The organism is Citrobacter sp. GW821-FHT07H02, assembly GCF_059418505.1.
In genome coordinates this window covers 82,796-108,087 of sequence record NZ_JBWKPZ010000001.1, presented here as the reverse complement: position 1 = coordinate 108,087, position 25,292 = coordinate 82,796, and the positions used below count along the sequence as shown (strand labels likewise).

The 25,292-nt window shown below is 53.4% G+C and carries 26 protein-coding genes and 1 other RNA gene; 10 read left to right on the top strand and 17 right to left on the bottom strand.

Translation table 11 applies throughout. The features are described from left to right. The first annotated feature begins 4 nt into the window (after positions 1 to 4). The 3 genes from hha (at position 5) to AC07NP_RS00520 (ending at position 1,543) form a co-directional block, all read left to right on the top strand. Entirely contained in the window at positions 5 to 223 is a 219-nt protein-coding gene (hha, locus tag AC07NP_RS00530) for a hemolysin expression-modulating protein Hha (RefSeq protein ID WP_002892050.1), read from the top strand. A 183-nt stretch (positions 224 to 406) separates the two neighbouring features. Then, on the top strand, positions 407 to 958 hold the full coding sequence (maa, locus tag AC07NP_RS00525) for a maltose O-acetyltransferase (protein ID WP_494659246.1): 552 nt from the start codon (positions 407 to 409) through the stop codon (positions 956 to 958). A 114-nt stretch (positions 959 to 1,072) separates the two neighbouring features. Beyond that, positions 1,073 to 1,543, top strand: coding sequence for a YlaC family protein (locus AC07NP_RS00520; RefSeq protein WP_301696623.1), 471 nt, complete (start codon positions 1,073 to 1,075; stop codon positions 1,541 to 1,543). Between the two features lie 72 nt (positions 1,544 to 1,615). On the opposite strand, the gene ykgO is transcribed toward AC07NP_RS00520, so the two are convergent. Together ykgO and AC07NP_RS00510 are read right to left on the bottom strand one after the other, a co-directional pair. Then, positions 1,616 to 1,756 (bottom strand): type B 50S ribosomal protein L36, encoded by a 141-nt coding sequence (ykgO, locus tag AC07NP_RS00515; RefSeq protein ID WP_192611404.1) that lies wholly within the window; start codon positions 1,754 to 1,756, stop codon positions 1,616 to 1,618. A gap of 1 nt (position 1,757) precedes the next feature. Next, positions 1,758 to 2,018, bottom strand: a complete 261-nt coding sequence (locus AC07NP_RS00510) for a type B 50S ribosomal protein L31 (protein ID WP_494659245.1) — start codon at positions 2,016 to 2,018, stop codon at positions 1,758 to 1,760. A gap of 213 nt (positions 2,019 to 2,231) precedes the next feature. Between AC07NP_RS00510 and AC07NP_RS00505 the strand changes: the two genes are divergently transcribed. Next, the gene (locus tag AC07NP_RS00505; protein ID WP_494659244.1) at positions 2,232 to 3,782 is read left to right on the top strand and encodes an EAL domain-containing protein; all 1,551 of its coding nucleotides are present in this window, start codon (positions 2,232 to 2,234) and stop codon (positions 3,780 to 3,782) included. 39 nt (positions 3,783 to 3,821) lie between these two features. Here AC07NP_RS00505 and AC07NP_RS00500 read toward each other — a convergent pair whose 3' ends face one another. Further along, positions 3,822 to 4,175 carry a DUF1428 domain-containing protein gene (locus AC07NP_RS00500; RefSeq protein WP_192611401.1) on the bottom strand — a complete coding sequence of 118 codons (354 nt, stop codon included), beginning with the start codon at positions 4,173 to 4,175 and terminating at the stop codon, positions 3,822 to 3,824. A 65-nt stretch (positions 4,176 to 4,240) separates the two neighbouring features. Then, positions 4,241 to 4,870 (bottom strand): membrane protein YczE, encoded by a 630-nt coding sequence (gene yczE / locus AC07NP_RS00495; RefSeq protein WP_494659243.1) that lies wholly within the window; start codon positions 4,868 to 4,870, stop codon positions 4,241 to 4,243. 84 nt (positions 4,871 to 4,954) lie between these two features. On the opposite strand from yczE, the gene yczR reads away from it, so the two are divergent. Continuing rightward, on the top strand, positions 4,955 to 6,382 hold the full coding sequence (gene yczR, locus AC07NP_RS00490; protein WP_494659242.1) for a MocR-like transcription factor YczR: 1,428 nt from the start codon (positions 4,955 to 4,957) through the stop codon (positions 6,380 to 6,382). 28 nt (positions 6,383 to 6,410) lie between these two features. Here yczR and ffs read toward each other — a convergent pair. Continuing rightward, positions 6,411 to 6,507: signal recognition particle sRNA small type (gene ffs, locus AC07NP_RS00485), an RNA gene on the bottom strand. Between the two features lie 84 nt (positions 6,508 to 6,591). Here ffs and AC07NP_RS00480 point away from each other — a divergent pair. Then, entirely contained in the window at positions 6,592 to 6,981 is a 390-nt protein-coding gene (locus AC07NP_RS00480; RefSeq protein WP_301696783.1) for an MGMT family protein, read from the top strand. 32 nt (positions 6,982 to 7,013) lie between these two features. Here the strand turns inward: AC07NP_RS00480 and AC07NP_RS00475 are convergent, their stop codons facing one another. Continuing rightward, entirely contained in the window at positions 7,014 to 7,535 is a 522-nt protein-coding gene (locus AC07NP_RS00475) for a YbaY family lipoprotein (RefSeq protein ID WP_203358651.1), read from the bottom strand. A 212-nt stretch (positions 7,536 to 7,747) separates the two neighbouring features. Between AC07NP_RS00475 and tesB the strand changes: the two genes are divergently transcribed. Beyond that, positions 7,748 to 8,608, top strand: a complete 861-nt coding sequence (gene tesB / locus AC07NP_RS00470) for an acyl-CoA thioesterase II (protein WP_494659241.1) — start codon at positions 7,748 to 7,750, stop codon at positions 8,606 to 8,608. Positions 8,609 to 8,684: 76 nt separating this feature from the next. Here tesB and amtB read toward each other — a convergent pair whose 3' ends face one another. The 5 genes from amtB to decR all read right to left on the bottom strand — a co-directional run bounded on the left by amtB (position 8,685) and on the right by decR (position 14,633). Beyond that, a complete protein-coding gene (gene amtB, locus AC07NP_RS00465; RefSeq protein ID WP_494659240.1) occupies positions 8,685 to 9,971 on the bottom strand; it encodes an ammonium transporter AmtB in 1,287 nt (428 codons plus the stop codon). A gap of 32 nt (positions 9,972 to 10,003) precedes the next feature. Beyond that, complete coding sequence (gene glnK, locus AC07NP_RS00460; RefSeq protein WP_192611395.1) at positions 10,004 to 10,342, bottom strand: P-II family nitrogen regulator; 339 nt, start codon at positions 10,340 to 10,342, stop codon at positions 10,004 to 10,006. 244 nt (positions 10,343 to 10,586) lie between these two features. Next, positions 10,587 to 12,365 (bottom strand): SmdB family multidrug efflux ABC transporter permease/ATP-binding protein, encoded by a 1,779-nt coding sequence (locus AC07NP_RS00455; RefSeq protein ID WP_494659239.1) that lies wholly within the window; start codon positions 12,363 to 12,365, stop codon positions 10,587 to 10,589. Then, complete coding sequence (locus tag AC07NP_RS00450) at positions 12,358 to 14,130, bottom strand: SmdA family multidrug ABC transporter permease/ATP-binding protein (RefSeq protein WP_494659238.1); 1,773 nt, start codon at positions 14,128 to 14,130, stop codon at positions 12,358 to 12,360. The genes AC07NP_RS00455 and AC07NP_RS00450 overlap by 8 nt, the downstream gene beginning before the upstream one ends. A gap of 44 nt (positions 14,131 to 14,174) precedes the next feature. Next, the gene (decR, locus tag AC07NP_RS00445; protein ID WP_192611392.1) at positions 14,175 to 14,633 is read right to left on the bottom strand and encodes a DNA-binding transcriptional regulator DecR; all 459 of its coding nucleotides are present in this window, start codon (positions 14,631 to 14,633) and stop codon (positions 14,175 to 14,177) included. 115 nt (positions 14,634 to 14,748) lie between these two features. Here decR and AC07NP_RS00440 point away from each other — a divergent pair, with 115 nt between their 5' ends. Then, complete coding sequence (locus AC07NP_RS00440) at positions 14,749 to 15,801, top strand: PLP-dependent cysteine synthase family protein (protein ID WP_494659237.1); 1,053 nt, start codon at positions 14,749 to 14,751, stop codon at positions 15,799 to 15,801. Between the two features lie 59 nt (positions 15,802 to 15,860). On the opposite strand, the gene cof is transcribed toward AC07NP_RS00440, so the two are convergent. After that, the gene (gene cof, locus AC07NP_RS00435; protein ID WP_494659236.1) at positions 15,861 to 16,679 is read right to left on the bottom strand and encodes an HMP-PP phosphatase; all 819 of its coding nucleotides are present in this window, start codon (positions 16,677 to 16,679) and stop codon (positions 15,861 to 15,863) included. A 98-nt stretch (positions 16,680 to 16,777) separates the two neighbouring features. On the opposite strand from cof, the gene AC07NP_RS00430 reads away from it, so the two are divergent. Together AC07NP_RS00430 and queC are read left to right on the top strand one after the other, a co-directional pair. Next, positions 16,778 to 18,514: an SgrR family transcriptional regulator gene (locus tag AC07NP_RS00430; protein WP_494659235.1), complete on the top strand. Its 1,737-nt coding sequence runs from the start codon at positions 16,778 to 16,780 to the stop codon at positions 18,512 to 18,514. 26 nt (positions 18,515 to 18,540) lie between these two features. Next, positions 18,541 to 19,236: a 7-cyano-7-deazaguanine synthase QueC gene (gene queC / locus AC07NP_RS00425; protein WP_494659234.1), complete on the top strand. Its 696-nt coding sequence runs from the start codon at positions 18,541 to 18,543 to the stop codon at positions 19,234 to 19,236. Positions 19,237 to 19,337: 101 nt separating this feature from the next. Here queC and fadM read toward each other — a convergent pair whose 3' ends face one another. The 5 genes from fadM to lon form a co-directional block, all read right to left on the bottom strand. After that, the gene (gene fadM, locus AC07NP_RS00420; RefSeq protein WP_203358661.1) at positions 19,338 to 19,736 is read right to left on the bottom strand and encodes a long-chain acyl-CoA thioesterase FadM; all 399 of its coding nucleotides are present in this window, start codon (positions 19,734 to 19,736) and stop codon (positions 19,338 to 19,340) included. Positions 19,737 to 19,839: 103 nt separating this feature from the next. After that, on the bottom strand, positions 19,840 to 20,214 hold the full coding sequence (locus AC07NP_RS00415) for a helix-hairpin-helix domain-containing protein (protein WP_494659233.1): 375 nt from the start codon (positions 20,212 to 20,214) through the stop codon (positions 19,840 to 19,842). Positions 20,215 to 20,359: 145 nt separating this feature from the next. Continuing rightward, complete coding sequence (ppiD, locus tag AC07NP_RS00410; RefSeq protein ID WP_494659232.1) at positions 20,360 to 22,234, bottom strand: peptidylprolyl isomerase; 1,875 nt, start codon at positions 22,232 to 22,234, stop codon at positions 20,360 to 20,362. Positions 22,235 to 22,436: 202 nt separating this feature from the next. Further along, complete coding sequence (hupB, locus tag AC07NP_RS00405) at positions 22,437 to 22,727, bottom strand: nucleoid-associated protein HU-beta (RefSeq protein ID WP_219352570.1); 291 nt, start codon at positions 22,725 to 22,727, stop codon at positions 22,437 to 22,439. A gap of 190 nt (positions 22,728 to 22,917) precedes the next feature. After that, on the bottom strand, positions 22,918 to 25,272 hold the full coding sequence (gene lon / locus AC07NP_RS00400) for an endopeptidase La (protein ID WP_203358664.1): 2,355 nt from the start codon (positions 25,270 to 25,272) through the stop codon (positions 22,918 to 22,920). Between the last annotated feature and the right edge of the window lie 20 nt (positions 25,273 to 25,292).

Below are 25,292 nucleotides of genomic sequence, written 5' to 3'. Positions count from 1 at the left end.
ATTTATGTCCGATAAACCATTAACTAAAACTGATTATTTGATGCGCTTGCGACGCTGTCAGACTATTGACACGCTTGAACGTGTTATTGAGAAAAATAAATATGAATTATCTGACAATGAACTGGCTGTATTTTACTCAGCAGCAGACCACCGCCTCGCAGAATTGACGATGAATAAGCTTTACGACAAGATCCCCACCTCGGTCTGGAAATTTATTCGTTAATTGGTTATGCATTTCTCAGGGAAGACATGCGTGCAGCCAGACAGGCTAATTTTCCGTATTTACTGTTAATTCTTACGTTTATTCACGTGAACTGGATCACACCGGCCTAATGGGAACGTTCCCTTTCGACGTGCTGCGTTTTACTGTATTGCGACATTCAGGCAAACCACAGGAGAGCGCGTGATGAGTGAAGAAAAACAAAAGATGATTGCTGGCGAGATGTATCGCCCGGCAGACGAGACCTTACGCAGAGACAGTCTGCGGGCACGTCAGTTAACCCATCGATACAATCACACCTCGCCTGATGAAAAGCATGAACGTCAGGCAATCCTGAATGAATTACTGGGGCGCGCAAATGGCGCCTGTATCGAACCCTCGTTTCGCTGCGACTACGGCTATAACATTTATCTCGGGAAAGAATTCTACGCTAACTTCGACTGCGTGATGCTTGATGTCTGCCCCATTCATATCGGCGATAACTGCATGCTTGCCCCCGGTGTGCATATCTATACAGCCACACATCCGCTGGACGCCACTGAACGCAACAGCGGCAGGGAATTGGGAAAACCCGTCACTATCGGAAACAACGTCTGGATCGGCGGACGCGCCGTGATTAATCCTGGCGTGACCATCGGTGATAATGTGGTTGTTGCGTCAGGCGCGGTGGTGACTAAAGACGTTCCGGCAAATGTGGTGGTTGGCGGGAATCCGGCTCGCGTCATCAAAACGCTGTAAAGTGAAATGTAACTGTTATGCTAAATTGAGGTTAATCTGTTACTTTTTTCATCCGGTACACCCTTTTAAAATGGGCTGTTCCCCTGAATGTTGCTGAAATCACGAAGGCAAAAGATGACAGAAATACAACGCCTGCTTACCGAAACCATTGACGATCTCAACACGCGTGAAAAGCGCGATAACAGACCGCGTTTTAGCATTAGCTTCATTCGCAAACATCCTGGACTGTTTGTCGGCATGTATATCGCCTGGTTTGCCACGCTGGCCGTGATGCTCCAGTCCGAAACTCTGGTGGATTCCGTCTGGTTGCTGGTGGTCTTGTTTGTATTGTTAAATGGCTTTTTCTTTTTTGACGTCGCGCCACGCTACCGTTACGAAGATATCGACGTGCTGGATTTTAGAGTTTGTTATAACGGTGAGTGGTATAACACACGCTTTGTTCCCCCCACGCTTATCACCGCCATTCTCCATTCCCCGCGTGTAGACAGCGACCATAAAGCGCAACTGCAAAAAATGATATCGCGTAAAGGTGAACTCTCTTTCTACGATATTTTTACGCTTACACGCGCTCAGGCAACCCCTTAGCCCTCATGTTGCCAGAAAAAGTGCGCCCCTTCCCTGGTGCGCACCGGGTTCCCTGAAATGTTGGCAATACCGTTAACGTCTTTTTTTACGCCCCTGTACCGCTTTAAAACGCGGATTCGTTTTACAAATCACATACACGCGTCCTTTGCGTCTGACGACCTGGCAATCCGGATGCCGTTGCTTTGCACTGCGAAGTGAATTCACTACTTTCATCTTATCCCCGCTTTGTTCCAATAAAATGCCCAAAACGTTTCTGGAAACGCGCTGCGCTGCCCTCATTGTCGAACGTTTTCTGTTTTCCGGTGTAGTACGGATGTGATTTGGAAGAAACATCAATAGTGACATACGGGTATGTCACGCCCTCCAGTTCGATTTCCCGTTCAGTTCGGATGGTCGAACCGACTTTAAAATATGCATTCACGCTGGTGTCATGGAATACCACAGTGCGATAAACAGGATGAATATCAGGTTTCATAGCAGCCCCATATATAATGTTATAACATCACATTACTTTATCGACAGCGACAATTCAACCTTGCTAACACAGGGGGAATTAAACCAAAATGACGCTTTTTCTGACGATGGAAGACACGTTATCCCAAAAAATCATAGAATAACGACATCAACGAAAGGAGATCTTTCGCGATCAGATATACTTTGCCTACGCTTCGTTAATAGAGGTAGCAACGTGACGACACGACATCTGGCCGGCCTGGTGACGGGTGTGCTTATTTTATCTGTCCTTGTTCCTGTTGGATTAAGCCTTTGGCTGGCACATCGTCAGGTTGAACAGAAATTTATTGAAGAGCTGAATACCTATTCATCAGGTGTCGCTTTACGTGCAAATAAAGTCGCCTCTCAGGGAAAACTCGCGCTAAAGCAGATGGAGCGCTTCGAGGGCGAGCCTTGCAGCAATGCGCATTTACTGGCGATGCGCCGGGTATCCTATAGCAACCGCTACATTCAGGAAGTCCTATATCTGGAGAATAATGTTCCTGCCTGTTCATCGCTGGAGCAAAAAAGCCACGCCGCCGCACTGCCTGAACCTGGCAAAATCTTCCGGGGTGGCTACCGTGCATGGCTAACGGCACAGAATGATTTAGGGATAAAGCGCTATATGGTTGCGTTGGGCACAGATCGCTACATCGTGATGATTGACCCTGCATCATTCATTGACGTGATCCCTTTTGGTTCCTCGCAAATTGATGCGGCCATTATTGGGGAAGCACACAACATCGTGATCGCCAGCAGCGATCGCCTCAAACCCGAGATTATTCAGCAATTGCAGCAAGCCGCGAACCAGCATATGGAGAATAATGGGACGCTCTATAATATCCAGCCTTTCCCGGAAATGCGCATTTCTATTGTGACCTGGTCTTCCGCGCTTTCGCTGCAAAAAAACTGGTATCGTCAGGCCCTTATTTGGCTCCCGGTAGGTCTTGTAATAGGTCTACTGAGCGCCGCGTTTATTCTGCGCATTCTGCGCCGTATTCAGTCGCCCCATCATCGCCTGCAGGATGCCATTCAAAATCGTGATATAAAAGTCCACTACCAGCCTATTGTTTCATTAAGAACCGGTAAAGTTGTCGGCGCAGAAGCGCTGGCGCGTTGGCCGCAAACCGATGGCAGCTACCTGTCGCCAGACATTTTTATCGCGCTGGCAGAAGAGACAGGACTGTCAGAATCGCTCAGCCATCTGATTATCGACACCGTCTTTGAGGAGATGGGGAAATGGTTGCAACAGCATCCCGGACTGCATATTTCGATCAACCTTGAGTCCAGCGATCTGACCTCACAGACGCTGCCGTCGCATTTAAGCAAGCTGCTGAATCGGTATCACGTTGCCCCCTCACAAATCGCGCTGGAACTGACAGAACGCGAGTTTGCCGACCCGAAAACCTGCGCACCGATCATTACCCAATACCGTAAAGCAGGACACGCAATCTATATCGACGATTTTGGTACGGGCTATTCCAGCCTTAGCTACTTACAGAATCTGGAAGTGGATATCCTCAAAATCGACAAGTCGTTTGTCGATGCGCTGGAATATAAAAATGTCACGACGCACATCATTGAGATGGCAAAAACCCTCAAGCTGGAGATGGTAGCCGAAGGTATTGAGACTCCCCGTCAGGAGAGCTGGTTGCGTGAGCACGGTGTGCAATACGGTCAGGGTTGGCTCTACAGTAAAGCCCTCCCAAAATCAGAGTTTATCCTGTGGGTTGAACAACATCGGTGATGTCGGGGTGGCTGGCGGCACGCCGCACAGCCAGTCACATCAGTCATCCAGAATGGGAGAGAATCCGCCATAAATCATGCGTTTGCCGTCAAACGGCATCGACTCGCCAAACTCTTTCATTCGTGGATCCGACATCATCTTTTGATTCGCCGCGTCGCGAACCTCTTTCGAGGGGTATTCAATCCAGCTAAAGACCACTTCTTCGTGCTCTTCTGCTTTCACCGCCATCCGGAAATCGGTCAGTTTGCCGTCCGGAACATCATCGGCCCAGCACTCAACGACGCGTAATGCCCCAAACTCCTTAAAGAGCGGGACAGCTTTTGCCGCCATTGCTACGTAGGCCTCCTTGTTTTCGGCAGGCACGGCAACCACAAAACCATCAACATACTTCATGAGATAAACCTCCGAAGTGTTACTGCACGGCAAGACAATTCTGGCCGCGTCAGTCGCAGTTAAGTTTAGTCGCCATTGCGATACTGTGCCGTAGAAGCATTGCGCAGCGGAATGCGCGCCGCTGGAGAATAACGAAACCAAGGCAGGCAAATCTGGATCAACGGTCCAATCGCCAGCGCATACAGCACGGTTCCGACACCCAATGCGCCCCCAAGGAGCCAGCCGCTCAACAAGACGGAAACTTCAATCGCCGTACGAATAGTGCGCACGGGCCAACCGGTGCGCGCATGAATCCCTGTCATCAGGCCGTCACGCGGACCGGCGCCAAAGCCTGCGCCAATATACATACTGGTTGCCAGCGCATTGACGATCACCGCAGAAACTAACAAAACCGTGCGCACGAGCAGAGATTCAAATCCCGGCAGGATCGCCAGGGCGGCATCTGCCGCCAGGCCGATGACAATAACGTTGCTCAATGTTCCAAGCCCTGGACGTTGTCGCAGGGGTATCCATAACAGCAAGACCAGAACGCCAACACCAATCATCACAATACCGATGTTCATCGACAGCAGATTCGCCACCCCGAGATGAAAGACATTCCAGGGGTCGGCACCTAAATCCGCGCGCACAAACATGGCGGTTGAAACACCGTAAAGCGCCAGCCCCAGATACAATTGAACCAATCGACGCAGCATAATTCCCCCTCCTCGCCAGATATCGTTCATCTTCTCTGTAATTGGCACTATGATTAATGTCCAGTTTTCAAAAAGTGGACTGTTATGTCATCTCGCCGTCATGGAAGCCAATCTCTGCAGCGCTTGCTCGGACACTGGCAGGAAACCGCTTCACGTATCCCTCTCTGGCGCCAGCTTGCGAGTGCGCTGCGTCTGCTCATTCTGGATGGTCGTCTGGCACTTGATAGCCGTCTTCCCGGCGAGCGCGAACTGGCCGCCGTGCTGGACGTGAGCCGAACCACCATTGCCAGCGCGCTGGCGCAACTGCGTGAAGAAGGCTATCTGGAAAGCCGTCAGGGGAGTGGCTCGCGTGTCATCCTGCCAGAACATATCCACCGGGTGCCTACCCGCACCAGTACCAGCATGGCGCTGGATCTGTCCACCGCCGCACTGAGTGCCGGTCCGGAGATTCACCAGGCCTACCACCAGGCGCTGTGTGCAATGCCCCAGCATCTGCTGAGTTCGGGCTATTTGCCGCAGGGATTATTGTCGTTACGTGAAACCATTGCCGGGCACTACTGCGAACGAGGGTTGCCCACCCACCCGGATGAGATAATGGTCGTCAATGGCGCGGTGAGTGGCCTGGCGTTAATCCTGCGTCTGCTGACAGGACCTGGTGACCGCGTCGTTGTGGATCACCCCACCTACCCGCTCGCCATCGCGGCTATTCAGGGCGCGTCGTGTCGTCCAGTAGGTGTCTCTTTACCTGAGCATGGATGGGACACCGCCGGTCTGGTCGCCACTATTGCGCAAACGTCGCCCAGAATGGCCTATCTGATGCCGGATTTTCATAACCCAACCGGGCGCTGTATGGATGACGCGACACGCCAGATAGTGGCGGATATTGCCGCCAGAACACGCACAACCCTGGTGGTGGATGAAACGATGGTGAATCTTTGGTTTGATGCCCCTCCACCACCGCCGCTCCCCTGCTACAACGCCGATGCGCCCATTATTATGCTGGGGTCAGCAGGTAAGAGTTTCTGGGGAGGACTGCGTCTGGGCTGGGTTCGCGCATCGTCACGCACCATTGCCGCGCTGGTGCAAACCCGTGATACGTTCGACCTGGGTTCACCCGTGCTGGAACAACTGGCGACCGCCTGGCTGATTGAAAACGCCGGAACCTTTCTTCCTGAACGACGGCAACAACTGGCCAGACGGCGCGCGTTATGCGGTGAACTGATGCGTACACACTTTCCGGAATGGACGTTTTCCCAGCCTGCGGGAGGACTCTCTTTTTGGGTGGAATTGCCTGATACTTTAGCCACCCAGTTCGCTACGCATGCCGAAAGCGCAGGTATTCAGCTCGGCACGGGCACCCGCTTTGGTCTGGCAGGCGCCTTCGATCGCTTCTTGCGGATGCCATTTACCCACCCGGACGACACATTACGCGCAGCATTCAGCACGTTACAGCCCCTGTGGGACGGGTTGCGTTTTCAAACCGGTGTGGGAAAAATACGTAAGATTATTTGATGTGCCGGACGGCAGAATTGGGTGGGGGCCCTGCCAGCTACATCCCGGCACACACGTCGTCTGCTCTGGCTGCTTCCTTCCGGATCTGACCTGGTAAACAGAGTAGCGTTGCGGGAGAACCAACAGAGCCCCCATTGAGAGCGTTGTTAACCAACGCGCAGGCGCATTATCACTGCTGTCCCCGGTAAATGCAACCGATCCTGCATCGGATGCTGCTTTCTTGCGCAATGAGGCTTCACTCCGCCTCTATTGAGGATTATGCTGAAAGATTAGCGCAGGAATACACCATGGATATACAAGACTCTTTCCCCCAACGCGTCTGGCAAATTGTCGCCTCTATTCCCGAAGGATTTGTGACCACTTACGGTGATGTCGCACGGCTCGCGGGTTCACCCCGTGCCGCTCGCCAGGTCGGCGGCGTGTTAAAACGGTTGCCGGAAGGCAGCACTCTCCCCTGGCACAGGGTCGTTAACCGCCACGGCGCGATCTCGCTGACCGGTCCAGATCTTCAGCGTCAACGCCAGGCTTTATTGTCGGAAGGGGTGATGGTTTCAGGGAGCGGGCAGATCGATTTACAACGATACCGCTGGGTGTATTAACCCTCTCCGTGTCGAAGAGGGTTTATTTCAGATCAGTAATCTGTAGGTGGCGTTGCTATCGCCCCACTGCCAGCCTGCACCGGCACTGCCGTTTGCTGGACCGGAACCAGCGTCAGATCGGCCTTGGTCCCACCCCGATTAATCACTTCCTGCACGGTATCAGTAATGAATACCAGTTTGTCATTAACGGTGATCGCTGCACTCAGCAGGATCCGGGCGTTTGGCTGTACATCTGCCGGGTTGAATGGGAGAACGAAGCTAAACGGCGCCTGTTTGCCTTCAGTACGGACCGCCTGCTGCGACAACACTTTCGACGGCGCATCAGCCAGTGAGGCATCCGACAGTGTCACGGTTAATACAGCATCCGGTGGCAGAGCCACTTTCTGACGGATCCAGACGGTACCTGAAACCGAGGGTTGCTGAATAGCAGGCTTCGCAGCCACACCAGAAGTGCTTGGGTTTGGCGCGGGTGTCTGGACATCTGCGCTTTTGTCTGCGCAGGCCGCCAGAGCAACCGCCATCGCTAAACCACTGACCATGTGCACAAGTTTCATTAAATTCTCCTTCTCACCCGTGCTCCGGCGCGGTTTTTTCCTCGACAGAGCACGGTTAACAAAAACATAACGTGATTAAGTTTGGCACAAATTACCTATTTTTTCCTGAAATAAGTCAGTTATTCAGACTATTGCACCCATCGGACCACTTTTAAAATTGCGTTATACTGTGGCTATCTCGCTGCGGCGCCGTCATTACCTGGAGAGTAAGTATGAGTCTGGCACTGAAAAATCTGCTGACATTGTTAAATCTTGAAAAAATTGAAGAAGGACTCTTTCGGGGACAAAGTGAAGACCTGGGGTTACGTCAGGTTTTTGGTGGACAGGTTGTCGGCCAGGCGCTGTGTGCCGCCAAGGAAACCGTCGCCGAAGAGCGCCATGTACACTCTTTCCACAGCTATTTCTTACGCCCGGGTGATAGTCAGAAACCGATTATTTACGATGTTGAAGTGCTGCGTGATGGCAACAGTTTTAGCGCCCGCCGGGTGGCCGCAATCCAGAACGGAAAGCCCATCTTTTACATGACCGCCTCTTTCCAGGGCCAGGAAGAGGGATTTGAGCACCAGAAAAAAATGCCTGCCGCACCAGGGCCGGAATCTCTGAAATCGGAAACCGAAATTGCCCGCTCAGTGGCGCATTTGCTGCCGCCGATGTTAAAAGAGAAATTTCTCTGCGATCGTCCCTTAGAGATTCGTCCGGTCGAATTTCATAATCCGCTAAAAGGCCATGTTTCGGAGCCAACGCGTCAGGTCTGGATCCGCGCAAACGGCACGATGCCTGACAGCCTCCGCGCGCATCAGTATTTGCTGGGCTATGCCTCCGATCTTAATTTCCTGCCCGTGGCGTTGCAGCCTTACGGTATTGGTTTTCTCGAAAAAAGCATCCAGATTGCCACCATCGATCATTCCATGTGGTTCCATCGTCCGTTCAATATGAATGAATGGCTGCTGTACAGCGTAGAGAGCACCTCTGCTTCCAGCGCCCGCGGCTTTGTGCGCGGTGAGTTTTACACGCAGGACGGCGTGCTGGTCGCGTCTACCGTGCAGGAAGGGGTCATGCGTAATCACAATTGAAAAAAGCCGGATGCCGTTGACGCTTATCCGGCTTTTTGTCGGCCCGGTAAGCGACAGCGCCACCGGGCAATCTGCGTTACGCGTTATAGGCATTCTCGCCGTGACTGTTCACATCCAGCCCCTCGCGCTCTTGTTCTTCCGGTACGCGCAGCCCCACGGTTAAATCCGCCAGTTTGTAACCGATAAACGCGACCACGCCGGACCAGAGGATTGTAATGCCAATACTTTCTAACTGGACCAGCACCTGATGCCCCATCGTGACGCCTTCGGCAAAGCCCACGCCGCCGAGCGAGTCAGACGCGAAGACCCCAGTCAGGATACACCCGACGATACCGCATACGCCGTGAACGCCGAACACATCGCAAGGATCGTCAACGCGCAGCAGGCGTTTAAGCATGGTCACGCCCCATAATCCCGCCAGACCCGCCACAACGCCAATAATTAACGCGCCGCCGACACCGATGTAGCCACAGGCAGGCGTGACGCCAACCAGACCGGCAATCGCGCCAGAACAGGCCCCCAGCAGAGACGGTTTACCGCGCAGCGCCCATTCGCCAAATATCCATCCGAGGATCGCCGCCGCCGTTGCCACCACGGTGTTGACGAAAGCCAGCGCCGCAATCTCATTCGCCGCACTGGCGGAACCGGCGTTAAAACCGAACCAGCCAACATACAGGATCGCCGTGCCGGTAAAGACCATCGGCAGGTTATGCGGTTTAAACGCCTCTTTGCCAAAACCGACGCGTTTGCCAATCAGATAGGCGCCAACCAGACCGGCAATCGCCGCGTTAATATGCACCACGGTGCCGCCCGCGAAATCCAGCGCGCCATGCGATGCCAGCAAACCGCCGCCCCACACCATGTGCGCAATAGGAATGTAGGAAAGCGTCAGCCAGACTACTACGAAAATCAGCACCGCGGAAAAACGAATACGCTCAGCCAATGCCCCCACGATAAGCCCAACAGTGATACAGGCGAACGACCCCTGGAACGCAACGTGAATATACTGATAGAAACTGCCCATCACCGCCGTGAGTTCAATATTCTTCAGCATCGTCCAGTGGAAGTTACCGAAGAAATTATTGCCTTCGCCAAAGGCCAGCGAATAGCCGTAAACAACCCATAAAATACAGACCAGCGCAAACGTCACGGTGACCTGGGTGAGCATTGACAGCACGTTCTTTCCACGAATCAAACCACCGTAGAACAGGGCAATGCCGGGGATCGTCATGAACAGCACCAGCGCGGTACAAATCATCATAAAGGCATTATCGGCTTTGTCGGCGACCGCAGGAGCCGCCATCGCCAGACCTGGCAGCAGCGCCAGTGAAGCCAGGCCCGTTTTCATCGTTGCTATCTTCATTTTTTCGTTCCTATCACTGTGTAGCCTGAAAGTTACAGTGCCGCTTCGTCGGCTTCACCGGTACGAATACGAATAACGCGTTGCAGTTCAGCAACGAAAATTTTGCCGTCGCCAATTTTTCCGGTCCACGCAGACTTGCTGATGATATCGATCACCTCCTCAAGCTGATCGTCCGCGATGGCCACATCAATTTTTACCTTTGGTAGAAAGTTGACGCTGTATTCCGCGCCGCGGTACAGCTCGGCATGCCCTTTCTGACGCCCAAAACCTTTCACTTCAGTGACCGTTAACCCCTGAATGCCTATGGAAGACAGCGCTTCACGAACGTCTTCCAGTTTGAACGGTTTGATTACCACGGTAACCAGCTTCATAGATCCCCTCCTGTCTGAAATGGGTAATAGCTGCAGCGACACGAAGGAACTGTTGCAAGGGGTGTGCCACATTGAGAAATGCGCCATTCCGGCACGAGACTGCACAAAAAACAGGCAACAAACCAGAGAGGGAGAAATGTAAAGTGCGTCATAAGCGAAGCGGGAAACAAAAAACGCACCATGCCAGTGCATGATGCGTTTCATTTTTGCACCGCCCGCGGGAGTGGCGGGCAACGCTGGTGCATCAGGCGGTAAGCGATTCCTCACGCGCGCTGGCGGCCAGCTCTTCCCCGGCTAACTGTAATTGATACATTTGCCAGTAACGCCCCTGCGCTGCCAGCAATTGTTGATGGGTGCCACATTCAACCGCCTGACCGCGATGCAGCACCAGAATGGTGTCAGCCTCGACGATCGTCGACAACCGGTGCGCAATCACCACCAGCGTTGTGTGCTCACGAACAGCCGCCAGCGCCTGCTGAATCGCTTGTTCGGTCCCCGAGTCAATACTGGCCGTCGCTTCATCCAGGATCAGCACTTGAGGCGTCTCAACCAGCACGCGCGCCAGCGCCAGGAGTTGCTTTTGCCCCACCGACAAGGTGTTTCCCTGCTCGCCCAGACGCGTATGGATACCGTCACTCAGGCCGCGCGCCAGTTCCGCCAGCTGGACGGTTTCCAGCGCCTGCCAGACGCGCGCTTCCGAGATATCGCGGCCCAGCGTGACGTTTGCCAGGAACGTATCGGCCATCACCACCGGATCCTGCTGCACCATTGCCACGCCCTGACGCAGAACGCTGTGACCCAGCGTAGAGAGTGGCCGCCCGTCCAGACGAATCTCGCCCTGAGTCAGCGGATAGTAGCCCATCAACAGGCTGGCGAGCGTACTCTTACCGCTCCCGGTATGCCCGACCAGTGCCACAAAACCACGGGAAGGCACTGACAGGCTGACGTCCTGCAGCACCAGATTATTGTCACGGTAGGAGAACGAAACATGATCAACGTCGATTCTCCCGCTCCGCAGCGGTCTGTTATCGTCACCATAACGCTGACGGGGGCCATCCATCAGTTCAAAAACGCGCTCCCCCGCCACAACCGCCTGCTGCAACATGGATTGTTGCGTCGTCAGTTCAATTAACGGCTCGTTCAGCCGCCCGAGGTAGCTAATAAACGCATATAACACCCCGACTTCGATGGTGCCCGCCGACGTAAAACTGAACAACATCAGCAGTCCACACAAAATCAGCGCCGAGAAAAGACTCAGCAACGGGCGCAGTAAAAAGCCATCCAGCCTCAGAGTCTGCATCCGCGCCATGTAGTGCGAACGGCTGGCCTCTCCCATGCGTTCCCCAAAGCGCGCCTGTTGGCGAAACTGCTGAATAACGCTCATGCCGTTGATGACTTCATTGAAACCGTCATTGATATCCGCCAGATACGCTCGCACACGGCGAACGATCGGCGTGCTGTAACGCTGGTAAATCACCATCACCACCAGCACGGCGGGGAAAATCGCCATCGCCACCAGCGCCATGCGCCAGTCCAGGCTGAACATCGCCACTAACATCGCGCCAATCAACGCGGCGCTGCGCAACACCGTCGCCACCACCGTAACGTAAAGGTCGCGGATCACTTCGGTGTCATTGGTGACGCGAGAGATCAACTGCCCGACAGGTTGGGTATCAAACTCGCTCAACGGCTGGCGGAGCGCCGCGTCCATCACGTCGGTACGCAGTTGTTGCACGACGCCAACGGCTGCCTGATTAAACAACAGCGACTGCGCATAATGCAGACCGGCCGCCAGCAGCTGTAAGCCAATGTAGGCCGCTACCAACCCCGCCACCATTGCCAACGGCAGATTGTTTTTCGCCACCAGATGGTCAATGAAATAGCTGATAAGCAGCGGTGCACTCACTTCCGCCACCGCGGCGACCCAGAGCATGACCACCGCAATGGAAAGCGGTTTTCGCCACGGAGAACCGTACGCCAGCAGCCTTTTCAGCGTTGGCCATAACTGTCCAAAACTACGCATTCGCCGCCTCCTCTGGCATTTCAGGGGCGTCCGTCAGCGCGGCTTCTAACTGCTGATAACGGTACATGTCGCGATACCAGCCGGGTTGCTGGATTAAATCGTCATGCTCGCCCCGCTGAGCAATGTGCCCATGCTGCATCACGATAATTTCGCTGGCTTCCGTCAGGGCGGACAAGCGGTGCGCGCTAATGATCACCGTACGCCCCTCTCCCCACTGGCGCAGGTTATGCAAAATCTGATGCTCCGTACGACCATCCACGGCCGACAGAGCATCATCCAGAATCAGGATCTCCGCATTGAGCAACAGCGCACGGGCAATGGAAATACGCTGTTTTTGCCCGCCGGAAAGCATGACCCCACGTTCGCCGACTTCGGTGTCGTAACCCTGTGGCAAACGTAAAATGTCCTCATGAACACAGGCTAAACGTGCAACATGTTCAATTTCGTCCTGCGTCGCGTTTGGGCATCCCAGCGCAATGTTGTTGGCGACCGTATCTGAAAACAGAAACGGTGTCTGGCTGACCACGGCCAGTCGGCTACGCCAGCTATCCAGTTGCAACTGTGTCAGCGGAATGCCGTGAAAACGGATATCACCTTGCGTGACGTCAAAATGACGCTGGATCAACGAAAGTACCGTGCTTTTCCCGGCGCCTGTCGGTCCACAAATCCCCAGCATTTGGCCGGGCTTGAGGTGAAAATGGACCTCTCCCAACGCGGGATGCGCCGCCTGCGGATAACGGAACTCGCCAATCGCCGCTGTCAGCTCACCACGCCCTTCCGGTACGGGCTCTGCACCATCATTCACCACCGGTGCTTCCGCCAGCATGGCGCGAATTCGGCTATAAGCGGCGCTGCCTCGCTCAACGATATTAAACATCCACGCCAGCGCCAGCATCGGCCAGATCATCAGACCGAGATACATCATGAAGCTGGTCAGTTGCCCGAGCGTCAACGCGCCATGGACCACCATCCAACTGCCGCCGCCAATCGCCAGCAGGTTTGCCATACCAATGGCAATATAAATCGTCGGATCAAATCGGGCGTCGATACGGGCGACTCGCAGGTTTTTCTTGCCGGTATCCGCCGCGTCGGCCGCAAAAAGCGCCGACTGCCGGTCCTCCAGACCAAACGCTTTGATCATCCGAATGCTGGTCAGGCTCTCCTGAGTCCGATTGTTAAGGCTGGAAAATGCCGCCTGCGCAAGCTTGAAACGCTCGTGTAGCCGGTCGCCGTAGCGCTTAATCATCAGCGCCATAATCGGCATCGGTAACAAGGCAAACAGCGTCAGCTGCCAGCTGATTTGCGTGGACATCACAATCAATACGGCACAGCCCATGACCAGTGAGTCCACCAGCGTTAACACCCCTTCCCCGGCGGCAAATACCACGCGGTCCACGTCATTGGTGGCGCGCGCCATTAAATCCCCGGTGCGATGTCGTAGATAAAATTCAGGATGCTGACGACTGAGCTGACGGTAATAATCTTCACGCAACTCCACGGCCAGTTGATAGGACGCCCCAAACAGCAGAACGCGCCAGACGTAGCGTAATAAATAGACCACGACAGCAATCAGCGCGATGGTTCCCACCCACATCAACACCTGTTCGGTGGTAAAGCGTTGTGCGCTTACGCCATCCACGACAATGCCGACCACCTTAGGCGGGATCAGTTGCAGGATAGCAATGATGATAAGCAGGGCAACAGCACCGAGATAGCGACGCCACTCCCGGCGAAAGTACCAGCTTAATTGAACAAATAATCGCACGTATTCTTTCCTGACATGATTTCCGGCAATCAACGCCGGGAGAATTATTCAATGGGTAGAGCGGTAGTATATTTAATCTGTTCCATCGCAAAGCTTGATGTGACATCTGACAGTCCGGGAACACTGTTCACCAGGCGTTTGTAGAAATCGTCATAGCGTTTCATGTCCGCCACCTGGACCCGCATCAGATAGTCGTATTCACCTGCCATGCGCCAAAAGCCCAGAACTTCCGGCATCTCGGTGACCACGGTCACGAATCGACAGTACCATTCGCTGCTGTGATGCTGCGTTTTTATCAGCACGAAGGCCGTTAAGCCCAACCCCAGCTTTTCAGGGTCCAGCAACGCAACTTTGCCCACCAGAACACCGTCATCTTCCAGACGTTTTAGTCGTTTCCAGCAGGGTGTGGTGGTCAGATTAACGGCATCGGCTAACGCCTGCAAAGAGAGGGTACAGTCCTGCTGCAGCAAGGCGAGCAGCTTACGGTCAATTTTATCTAACATGCCCACCTCACAGAGAAGAATTTTCTCCTTACATTCTATTTTAAAGGTTAAATGGCAACAATTTTTTCTGTGCTTTCCGCTAATCTGGGCACAAAATGACAAATGGAAAACACCGATGAATAACGCCTGGGTTAAAAACGCCATTAATGAAATTAACGCTGACTACCAGCGTTCAGCAGATACGCATCTCATCCGGCTGTCGCTGCCTGCGTTCCCGGGGATTCAGCTCTATCTGAAAGATGAAAGTACGCACCCCACCGGCAGTCTGAAGCATCGACTGGCGCGTTCACTGTTCCTGTACGGACTGTGTAACGGCTGGATCAAAGAAGGTACGCCAATCATTGAATCATCATCGGGTTCAACCGCAGTTTCCGAGGCCTATTTCGCTCGCCTTCTGGGTCTGCCCTTTATCGCCGTCATGCCTTCCTGTACGGCAAAACGCAAAGTTGAACAAATAGAGTTTTACGGCGGTCGCTGCCATTTTGTAGAAAGCGCCTGCGAGATTTACGCCGCCTCAGAACAGCTGGCGCGTGAACTGAAGGGTCACTATATGGATCAGTTCACCTATGCTGAACGCGCGACTGACTGGCGCGGGAATAACAACATTGCCGACAGTATTTTTCGTCAGATGCAGTGCGAGCCAAACCCGGTGCCCAGACACATTGTCATGAGCGCAGGCACGGGCGGGACCTCGGCCACCATTGGCCGCTATATTCGCTGCCAGGGCTACGACACGCGTCTGATGGTCGTTGACCCGGAAAACTCGGTCTTTTTACCCTACTGGCAGGAACGTGATGCCACATTGCGCAGTGCGGTCGGCAGCAAAATCGAAGGTATCGGCCGTCCACGTGTGGAGCCGTCTTTCATTCCGGATGTGGTGGATGAGATGTTGCGCGTGCCGGATGCTGCCAGCATCGCGACCGCGCACTGGCTGGAAACGCAGTTGGGTCGTAAAGTGGGGGCCTCAACCGGCACCAATATGTGGGGAACGCTGCAACTCGCAGCCCGTATGCGCGATGCCGGAGAAACAGGTTCTCTCGTTACGTTGCTGTGTGACAGCGGCGAACGTTATCTCGACACTTACTACAATCAGGCCTGGGTCAGCGCGCAGATCGGCGATTTAGCGCCGTGGCAGGCTGAACTTGCCGGGATGCTGAACGTCCGCTAAACCCGCATAAAAAAAGCCAGACAATGACTGTTCATGTCTGGCTTGCTGGAAGGGATCTCTCATTCGGGGGAATAAGGTAGATGTGGATTATCCAGCCAATGCGTTAAATAGTGAGAGACAGCCTGATTACGGCAATGCCCAATCACCGATAAATGCGGAAGCTCGGCAATCAGTTGCGGCATGGCGTTACCCATGATCAAACCGCGTCCGACGCTCCCCAGCATTTCACGATCGTTCATGGCATCGCCAAACGCCATACACTCCGCCATTGTAAAACCCAGATGATTGCTCAGTACCTTCAGGGCGGCACCTTTATTGCAGCCTAACGGTAACACTTCCAGGCAATCGACTGCGGAAAAACAGAGGTTTGCCCGCTCGCCCAGCGCGTCGTTCAATTGAATACCAAGCCGGATCAGATCATCGTGATCGCCACAGAAACAGATCTTCGTCACCTCGTGGGCCGGGATCCGTTTGACATCCACTATCTGATACCGAAATCCGCTGTAGACGTGCGCATGCAATATCGACGGGATTTCCTGTCCGGTGAACCAGCCATTGTCATTGAAAATATGCATGCTGGCCTGCGTGTCCCACGCCTGATGCAGCACAATATCCGCGATGGCCGGGTCAAGATCCTGGCGATGCAACACTTCGCCCTCCAGCGAATGAACGCGCGTACCGTTACCGGTGATCAGGAAGGCTTCCAGCGAAAACGAGCCCAAAATATGCTGCATCTCCAGTACATGTCGACCCGTCGCAAAGGTCAGGGTAATGTCGCGTTCGCGCAACCGCGCCAGTGTTGAAAGGGTTTCATCGCCCAAATGGTGGTTTGGCATCAGTAGCGTGCCATCCATATCAAATGCTGCCAGACGAGCCATCTCTTTCTCCACTCTGTGACACAGTTAACTTGTGGTTCAGTATCACCTGATATATACGGAAGTAATAGTGAATAGATAAAAGGAATTGTTCCGGGTTTATGCGACTTCTCAATCGACTCAAACAATACCAGCGCCTCTGGCAACCTTCCGCTGGCGAACCTCAGCTTGTGACCGTGAGCGAACTGGCTGAACGCTGTTTTTGTAGCGAACGTCATGTGCGGACGCTGCTGCGCCAGTCGCAGGACGCAGGATGGCTGACGTGGGAGTCGCAGTCCGGGCGGGGTAAACGCGGGCAACTCCGTTTTTTGGTCACGCCAGAATCATTGCGCAATACCATGATGGAGCAAGCGCTGGAGAAAGGGCAGCAACTCAATGTGCTGGAGCTGGCGCAACTGGCGCCAGGCGAACTGCGCACAATGTTGCAACCGTTTATGGGCGGGCAATGGCAAAACGATACGCCGACGCTACGTATTCCCTATTATCGTCCGCTTGATCCGCTCCATCCTGGATTCCTCCCCGGGCGCGCGGAACAACATCTTGCCGGGCAGATTTTCTCCGGATTAACCCGCTTCGACAGTCATAATCAGCGTCCTTGCGGAGACCTGGCACATCACTGGGATGTCTCCCCCGATGGGTTACGCTGGGATTTTTATATTCGCTCGACACTTTACTGGCACAATGGCGATGTGGTGGCAACCTCGCAGCTACATGAACGGCTACTGATGCTGCTCAACCTCCCGGCGCTCAATAAATTATTCATTAGCGTGAAGCGTATTGAGATTAGCCACCCGCAATGTCTGACGTTCATTCTGCATCGACCTGATTACTGGCTGGCGCACCGCCTGGCGAGCTACTGCAGCCATCTGGCGCATCCACAGCAACCGCTGGTCGGTACCGGTCCTTTCCGGCTGGCATTATTTACGCCGGAGCTGGTCCGCCTTGAAAGTCACGATCATTATCATCGGAGCCACCCGCTGCTAAAGGCGGTTGAATACTGGATAACACCGCAACTTTTCGCACAAGACCTGGGGACCAGTTGCCGTCACCCAGTGCAGATCGCGATCGGGAAACGAGAAGAGCTGACCACGCTCACTCAGGTGAGTAGCGGCATCAGCCTCGGATTTTGCTATTTAACACTCAAGAAAGGGGCGAGGCTGAGCGTGCAACAGGCGAGAAGATTGGTGGATATCATTCATCACACATCGCTCCTGCAAACACTGCCTGTTGATGAAAATTTGATTACGCCGAGCCAGGCGTTACTGCCCGACTGGACCATGCCCCAGTGGGAAAGCCTGGATGAGGTAGAACTGCCGGAAAGGCTCACGCTGGTCTACCATCTGCCCGTTGAGCTGCATACCATGGCAGAACAGCTCAAACACTATCTGGCCACGCTCGGCTGTGAATTAACGCTTATTTTTCATAATGCTAAGAACTGGGACAACAGCGCTGTTCTGGCGGATGCCGATTTGATGATGGGCGACAGACTTATTGGCGAAGCGCCAGAGTACACGCTTGAGCAATGGCTACGCTGCGATCAGCTCTGGCCGCATGTCTTAGACGCTCCCGCCTTTTCCCATCTGCAGGCAACGCTGGATGCGCTACAGATTCAACCCGACGAAAGAGATCGTTATGCTGCACTTGCGCAGGTGTTCGCAAACCTGATGAATGATGCCACGCTCACACCGCTCTTCAATTACCACTATCGCATTAGCGCGCCACCGGGCGTCAATGGGGTCCGACTCAACGCACGAGGCTGGTTTGACTTCACCGAAGCATGGCTGCCGCCCCCTCATCATGAAGAAGCTGGTCGGCATCCTCCTCAGACGCTACCATAGCGTTTTATCATTTTTCAGGATAAGCCATGAAACGTGCCGTCGTAGTATTCAGTGGGGGTCAGGACTCCACAACCTGCCTGGCGCAAGCACTACATCAATATGATGAAGTCCATTGCGTCACCTTTGATTATGGTCAGCGCCATCGCGCTGAGATTGATGTCGCACGTGACCTGGCCTTAAAACTCGGCGCCCGTTCGCACAAAGTGCTCGATGTCACGCTACTGAACGAACTGGCGATCAGCAGCCTGACTCGCGACAACATTCCGGTGCCGGACTACGAACCGGACGCGGATGGCATTCCCAACACATTCGTGCCTGGTCGCAATATCCTGTTTTTGACGCTGGCGGCCATCTACGCCTACCAGCTAAAGGCTGAGGCGGTGATCACCGGTGTTTGTGAAACGGATTTCTCCGGTTATCCCGATTGCCGCGATGAATTTGTCAAAGCGCTAAATCACGCTGTCAGCCTGGGTATGGCAAAGGATATCCGCTTTGAAACGCCATTAATGTGGATTGATAAAGCCGAAACCTGGGCGCTGGCCGATTACTGGGGCAAACTGGATCTTGTACGTCAGGAGACGTTGACCTGCTATAACGGGATCAAAGGCGACGGCTGTGGGCACTGTGCCGCCTGTACCCTGCGAGCTAACGGACTGACCCATTATCTGGCAGATAAACCTGCAGTAATGGCGGCGATGAAGCAGAAAACCGGACTGAAGTAATTTCTGTCGGTTTTGCCAGGTGACAGCGTAAACACCTTATCCGGCCTACGAATAATGATCCCGTAGGCCTGGTAAGCAAAGCCCTCTCAGGCAATAAGACGTTACTTCACCATCTGCTCCAGCTTTTCGCGTAACTCCCCCTCCAAAGGCAGCGCTTTCTGCGTTTTCAAATCAATACACACAAACGTAATCTGCGCATCCACCACGACTTGTCCTTCTGGCTCCAACGTGATGACCTGACTTAACACACCGCTCTTACCGTTGATTTGCTGCACCTGACTGGTCACGGTCAGCAGGTCACTCAGCACCGCCGGGCGACGGTAGTTAATATTGATGTTTACCACCACAAAAGCGATGTTATGGGCCGTCATCCACTGAAAGCTGTCGCTGTTTTCCAGGCCGTCCCAGCGCGCCTCTTCCAGAAACTCAAGATAGCGGGCATTGTTGACATGCTGATAGACATCGAGATGATAACCACGGACTTTAATCTGTGTTTGCATAGCGCAGAAACCTTAGTTTGTTTTTATGGGTAAGATGACTGTATAGAGGCCACAACTGGTATGACCTCTATAGCATGGCAAATTTTTGCCACTACGCAAGTGATTAAAGTGTTAAAACTGCCAGGTTACGTTCCACCAGAGAATTCCCCATCCCAGGCACCTGTTTTAAATCATCAACGGTTTTAAACGGGCCGTACTCTTCCCGGTAGCTGACGATAGCCTGCGCCTTTTTCAGCCCAACGCCATTCATTGCCCGCGCTAATTCCTCTGCTGAAGCAGTATTGATACTCACCCGGGTGCCTTCTTCATCACTGGCTTTCGCAGGGACTGACGCTTTAGTTTGCGCCGTAGCAGGTGCCTCAGCCTTAGTTTGTACTGCCGGATTTTTTACCGCTGACTCAGCGGCCAGCGCACTGCCTGTCACGCCAGTACAGGTCAGAGACAGCGCTACCAGCAAAGTTTTGATTCCACGTTTCATACTGTTTCTCCTTGTTTATTAACAGCGAAGCCACGATAACGGGGCGAAGAAACAGGAACAAATGGCAAATATCAGAAATGGAAAAGGCCGCGAAAGCGGCCTTTGGGGATTACAACTTTTTGCAAATTTTTGCGAAGCGTCTCGATTACTGCTGCTGTTCCAGCGCATCACCCACTTTAATTTTCGCCGCTTTACGCAGGTTACTCATCAGTGCTTCAAAGACAATTTGCGCGTTGTTCTGGGTGATCCCCTGAACCATCGCTTTTTTCTGTTCTTCCGGCATTGAACCCGCTTTCACAGCATCCAGCGCCAGCAGAACCACGTTACCTTGCATGTCATTGGCAACACCGTAGACGGGCTTGTCTTTCGCAGGCAGGCTCAGACCAAATGCAGCCTGACTCACCGGATCCTGACCCGTACGGCTCAGCGTTTTAGACTCACCAAAGCTCAGACCAGCCGCTTTCATCGCCTCATCACCTTTACCGGCTTTCAGGTCAACCAGCAGTTTGTCCGCATCCAGTTTCGCCTGTTGCACCGCTTTGTTGTGCTTAACCAGCGCAGTCACCTGGTCCTTCACTTCAGCCAGCGGTTTAACCGCTTCTGCTTTGTGCTCGGCAACACGCAGTACGAAGGCACGATCGCCATCAACGGTGATAATGTCGGAGTTGTTACCCGGCGTACCGTTCTGCCCTACCAGACCACCATTAAAGATCGCATCAGAAACCGGTTTGAAATTCAGTTCTTCCGGTAAGCTGTCGCGGTTGAACCAGCCTGTCTCAACGGCTTTCATGCCAGCGGCTTGTTCTGCGCCCGCCAGAGATTCATTGTCATTGCTCGCCGCATCGCTCACTTTCTGCTGCAACGCATAGTACGCATCCAGCGCTTTTTCTTGCTTCACTTTCGCGGCAATGTCGTCACGCGCTTCGCTCAGCGGCTTGACTTTCGCAGGCTGGACGTCATCCAGACGCGCTACCAGAAAACCGACAGACGATTTGATGACGCCAGACAACTGGCCTTTTTCTTTCAGGCCGGCATTTTTCAGCTCATCCGGGGTCGTGGCGTCTTCCAGCCACCCCATATCCCCGCCGTTACGGGCCGAAATGATGTCAGCGGATTTCTCTTTCGCCAGGGCGGCAAAATCACCGCCTTTGTTCAGTGCATCCAGTACTGCTTTCGCGTCATCTTCCGTTTTGGTCTGAATGATGCTGTAACGGTTACGCTGCGGCTGAGTGAACTGATCCTGGTGCTGGTCATAATACGCCTGGATATCGGCATCGCTGGCCGTCTCCTGCATCGCCGCGGCATCCAGCTTGATGTAGCTCACGCGGAACTGCTCCGGCATCATAAAGCTATTTTTATTCTGCTCGTAGTAGCTGGAAACTTCTTGATCGGTAACCTGCTGCTTCGCCGCCAGGGCATTCACATCGATCGTCGCTTCACGAACGACACGCTGCTGGGCAACCAGCTCCGCCAGTTCGTCAGTTTCGCCCTTAAGCATAAACTCGGTGCCTGCAACGCCGTTGATCACCTGTTGCGTCGTCAGTTGGTTACGCAGCGCCTGCGCGTACTGATCGGCCGTCATTCCCATCTTGTTAACAATCGCGTTGTAGCGGTTGTTATCAAATTTACCGTCGACCTGGAAAGCTGGCGTTGCGAAGATAGCCTGCTTGACCTGCTCATCGCTGATGTTCAGTTTGAGTTCGCGGGAATACTGGTCCAGCAGCGCTTCGTCGATAAGACGGTTCAGCGTCTGCTGACGCAGCGTTTTCATGTAGCTTTCGTTCGCCGCCAGTTCAGAGAACTGATCGCCTAACTGTTGCTGCATGCGGTTGCGTTCATTGTTAAACGCATTCTCAAACTGCCCGCGGCTGATTTCCTGGCCATTCACTTTTGCGGCGTAGTTATCGCTTCCGCCAATCAGGTAACCACTCACGCCGGTCAAAATGAACGACACGATAATGATACCGAAAATAATCTTGAGCACGAGACTGTTAGCAGCCGTGCGTAAGCTGTCCATCATGGTGTAACCACACTCCGCTGTAGGTGATGTAAAACCTCACGCAGCATAGCGTTTCCAGAACGCTGCGCGGAAAGACCTATTGTGACAAGAAACGGGGGCAATTGTCAGCCCACAACGTGTAGAAAGTCCCGGATCACAAATAAAAAAGGCACATCTGATGATGCGCCCTTGTACTTTGTCACATCCCCTGGGGGGATCACTCTTAGTTTACCGCGTCTTTCAGCGCTTTACCTGCACGGAAACCCGGCACTTTAGCAGCAGCGATGGTGATCTCTTTACCTGTTTGCGGGTTGCGACCAGTACGGGCAGCACGCTCTTTAACAGCAAAAGTACCAAAACCTACCAGTGCAACATCATCCCCTTCTTTCAGAGATTCAGTAACAGAAGCAATAATTGCATCTAACGCACGTCCAGCCGCAGCCTTAGAGATATCAGCCCCTGCAGCAATTTTGTCGATCAGTTGAGATTTATTCACTCTTCTCTTCCTCTTTATAATTTATATCGCACCTGAATCCTTCAAAGTGCGACCGCGCAGCAGTTATATCAGGCCTGCCATGCCCTTACAACACCCGTTAATGATGGCAAGCCTAATTCAGCATCTAAGTTAGCGATACAAAAAAAGGCTGGCAAGCCCGAAATGGCCTGCCAGCCCTGTTTTTATTAGCGCTCTTTGCGCGAGGTCACTATTTTGCGGTTACAACTTGTATTCCAGAGGGTTCATTTTGCAGCGCAAGCGCCAGAACTTCCTCAATACGTTTCACCGGGTGAATATCAAGATCGGCAATAACGTTGTCCGGAATCTCTTCCAGGTCACGTTTATTTTCGTCAGGAATTAACACGGTTTTGATCCCGCCACGGTGTGCAGCCAGCAGTTTTTCTTTCAAACCACCGATAGGCAGCACCTGACCACGCAGGGTGATCTCACCGGTCATTGCCACATCAGCGCGAACCGGGTTACCGGTCAGACAGGACACCAGGGCTGTACACATCGCAATACCAGCACTCGGACCGTCTTTCGGCGTCGCGCCTTCTGGTACGTGAACGTGGATATCGCGTTTCTCGTAAAAGTCCGGATTAATACCCAGTTTTTCCGCACGCGCACGCACCACAGTCAACGCAGCCTGAATGGACTCCTGCATGACTTCGCCCAGAGAACCCGTATAGGTGAGTTTCCCTTTACCCGGTACACAGGCCGTTTCGATGGTCAGCAGATCACCGCCCACTTCAGTCCACGCCAGACCCGTCACCTGACCCACGCGATTTTCGCTGTCCGCGCGACCATAGTCGAAGCGCTGTACGCCGAGGTAATCGTGCAGATTATCGCCATTGATCTCAATATGTTTCAGTGACTTATCCAGCAGTAACTGCTTAACGGCTTTACGGCACAATTTGGAGATTTCACGCTCCAGGCTACGCACGCCTGCTTCACGGGTGTAATAACGAATAATGCCAATAATGGCGCTATCGTCGACCGTCAGCTCGCCTTTTTTCAGTGCGTTACGTTCAATTTGCTTCGGCAGCAGGTGACGCTTCGCAATGTTCAGCTTCTCGTCTTCGGTATAACCGGACAGACGGATCACTTCCATACGATCCAGCAGAGGTGCCGGAATGTTCATGGAGTTAGAGGTCGCGACAAACATCACGTCACTGAGATCGTAGTCCACTTCCAGGTAGTGATCGCTGAACGCCACGTTCTGCTCAGGATCCAGCACCTCAAGCAGTGCGGAAGCAGGATCGCCACGCATGTCAGACGACATTTTGTCGATCTCATCAAGCAGGAACAGCGGGTTTTTAACCCCCACTTTCGCCATTTTCTGGATCAGTTTACCCGGCATAGAACCGATGTACGTACGACGGTGACCACGAATTTCAGCTTCATCACGCACGCCGCCCAGCGCCATACGGATGTATTTGCGACCGGTCGCTTTCGCAATAGACTGACCCAGAGAGGTTTTACCTACCCCCGGCGGTCCAACCAGACACAGGATTGGCCCCTTGATTTTGTTCACACGGCTCTGTACCGCGAGGTATTCAAGGATGCGGTCTTTCACTCGCTCCAGACCGTAATGATCGGTGTCGAGGATTTCTTGCGCCTGACGCAGATCTTTTTTGACCTTGCTACGCGCATTCCACGGTACCTGCACCATCCAGTCGATGTAACCGCGCACCACGGTCGCTTCTGCCGACATCGGAGACATCATTTTCAGCTTCTGCAATTCTGCTTCCGCTTTCTCTTTTGCCTCTTTCGGCATTTTCGCCGCGTCGATTTTGCGTTTCAGCGCTTCGTTTTCATCCGGCGCGTCGTCCATTTCGCCGAGTTCTTTCTGAATGGCTTTCATTTGCTCGTTCAGATAGTACTCGCGCTGGGATTTCTCCATCTGCTTTTTCACACGGTTGCGAATACGCTTCTCAACCTGCAGCAGATCGATTTCGGACTCCATCATCGCCATCAGATATTCCAGACGTTCGTTGACGTCGGACATTTCCAGCACAGATTGCTTGTCTGCCAGTTTAAGCGGCATGTGCGCAGCGATGGTGTCGGCCAGGCGGGCAGGATCGTCAATGCTATTGAGCGATGTCAGCACTTCTGGCGGAATTTTTTTGTTCAGCTTGATGTAGCCTTCGAACTGGCTAATCGCGGTGCGTACCAGCACTTCCTGCTCGCGCTCGTCAATGGCTGGCGACTCGAGGTACTCTGCCTTCGCAGAGAAATGCTCGCCATTGTCCGACAGGGCAGAAATACGCGCACGCTGTAACCCCTCGACCAGAACCTTTACGGTACCGTCAGGGAGTTTCAACATTTGCAAAATAGAGGCCACGGTCCCGACGGTGAAAAGATCGTTTACACCCGGCTCATCCGTTGATGCTTCTTTCTGGGCGACCAGCATGATTTTTTTATCATGGTCCATGGCCGCTTCCAGACAACGGATAGATTTTTCCCGCCCTACAAATAAGGGTATGACCATGTGCGGATAAACCACCACATCGCGCAACGGCAATACGGGGATTTCAATGCGTTCAGAACGCTCAGGATTCATAGAGCTCTCTCTTAGTTTAG

Coding starts and splice junctions, on each gene's coding strand:
- AC07NP_RS00480 (WP_301696783.1), top strand. CDS start 6,592: ATGCTGCTTTCTTGCGCAATGAGGCTTCACTCCGCCTCTATTGAGGAT.
- ppiD (WP_494659232.1), bottom strand. CDS start 22,234: ATGATGGACAGCTTACGCACGGCTGCTAACAGTCTCGTGCTCAAGATT.
- AC07NP_RS00500 (WP_192611401.1), bottom strand. CDS start 4,175: ATGAAGTATGTTGATGGTTTTGTGGTTGCCGTGCCTGCCGAAAACAAG.
- glnK (WP_192611395.1), bottom strand. CDS start 10,342: ATGAAGCTGGTTACCGTGGTAATCAAACCGTTCAAACTGGAAGACGTT.
- AC07NP_RS00440 (WP_494659237.1), top strand. CDS start 14,749: ATGAATAACGCCTGGGTTAAAAACGCCATTAATGAAATTAACGCTGAC.
- AC07NP_RS00510 (WP_494659245.1), bottom strand. CDS start 2,018: ATGAAACCTGATATTCATCCTGTTTATCGCACTGTGGTATTCCATGAC.
- yczR (WP_494659242.1), top strand. CDS start 4,955: ATGTCATCTCGCCGTCATGGAAGCCAATCTCTGCAGCGCTTGCTCGGA.
- hha (WP_002892050.1), top strand. CDS start 5: ATGTCCGATAAACCATTAACTAAAACTGATTATTTGATGCGCTTGCGA.
- AC07NP_RS00475 (WP_203358651.1), bottom strand. CDS start 7,535: ATGAAACTTGTGCACATGGTCAGTGGTTTAGCGATGGCGGTTGCTCTG.
- AC07NP_RS00520 (WP_301696623.1), top strand. CDS start 1,073: ATGACAGAAATACAACGCCTGCTTACCGAAACCATTGACGATCTCAAC.
- AC07NP_RS00415 (WP_494659233.1), bottom strand. CDS start 20,214: ATGAAACGTGGAATCAAAACTTTGCTGGTAGCGCTGTCTCTGACCTGT.
- AC07NP_RS00430 (WP_494659235.1), top strand. CDS start 16,778: ATGCGACTTCTCAATCGACTCAAACAATACCAGCGCCTCTGGCAACCT.
- queC (WP_494659234.1), top strand. CDS start 18,541: ATGAAACGTGCCGTCGTAGTATTCAGTGGGGGTCAGGACTCCACAACC.
- AC07NP_RS00455 (WP_494659239.1), bottom strand. CDS start 12,365: ATGCGTAGTTTTGGACAGTTATGGCCAACGCTGAAAAGGCTGCTGGCG.
- cof (WP_494659236.1), bottom strand. CDS start 16,679: ATGGCTCGTCTGGCAGCATTTGATATGGATGGCACGCTACTGATGCCA.
- fadM (WP_203358661.1), bottom strand. CDS start 19,736: ATGCAAACACAGATTAAAGTCCGTGGTTATCATCTCGATGTCTATCAG.
- ykgO (WP_192611404.1), bottom strand. CDS start 1,756: ATGAAAGTAGTGAATTCACTTCGCAGTGCAAAGCAACGGCATCCGGAT.
- decR (WP_192611392.1), bottom strand. CDS start 14,633: ATGTTAGATAAAATTGACCGTAAGCTGCTCGCCTTGCTGCAGCAGGAC.
- lon (WP_203358664.1), bottom strand. CDS start 25,272: ATGAATCCTGAGCGTTCTGAACGCATTGAAATCCCCGTATTGCCGTTG.
- tesB (WP_494659241.1), top strand. CDS start 7,748: ATGAGTCTGGCACTGAAAAATCTGCTGACATTGTTAAATCTTGAAAAA.
- amtB (WP_494659240.1), bottom strand. CDS start 9,971: ATGAAGATAGCAACGATGAAAACGGGCCTGGCTTCACTGGCGCTGCTG.
- yczE (WP_494659243.1), bottom strand. CDS start 4,870: ATGCTGCGTCGATTGGTTCAATTGTATCTGGGGCTGGCGCTTTACGGT.
- maa (WP_494659246.1), top strand. CDS start 407: ATGAGTGAAGAAAAACAAAAGATGATTGCTGGCGAGATGTATCGCCCG.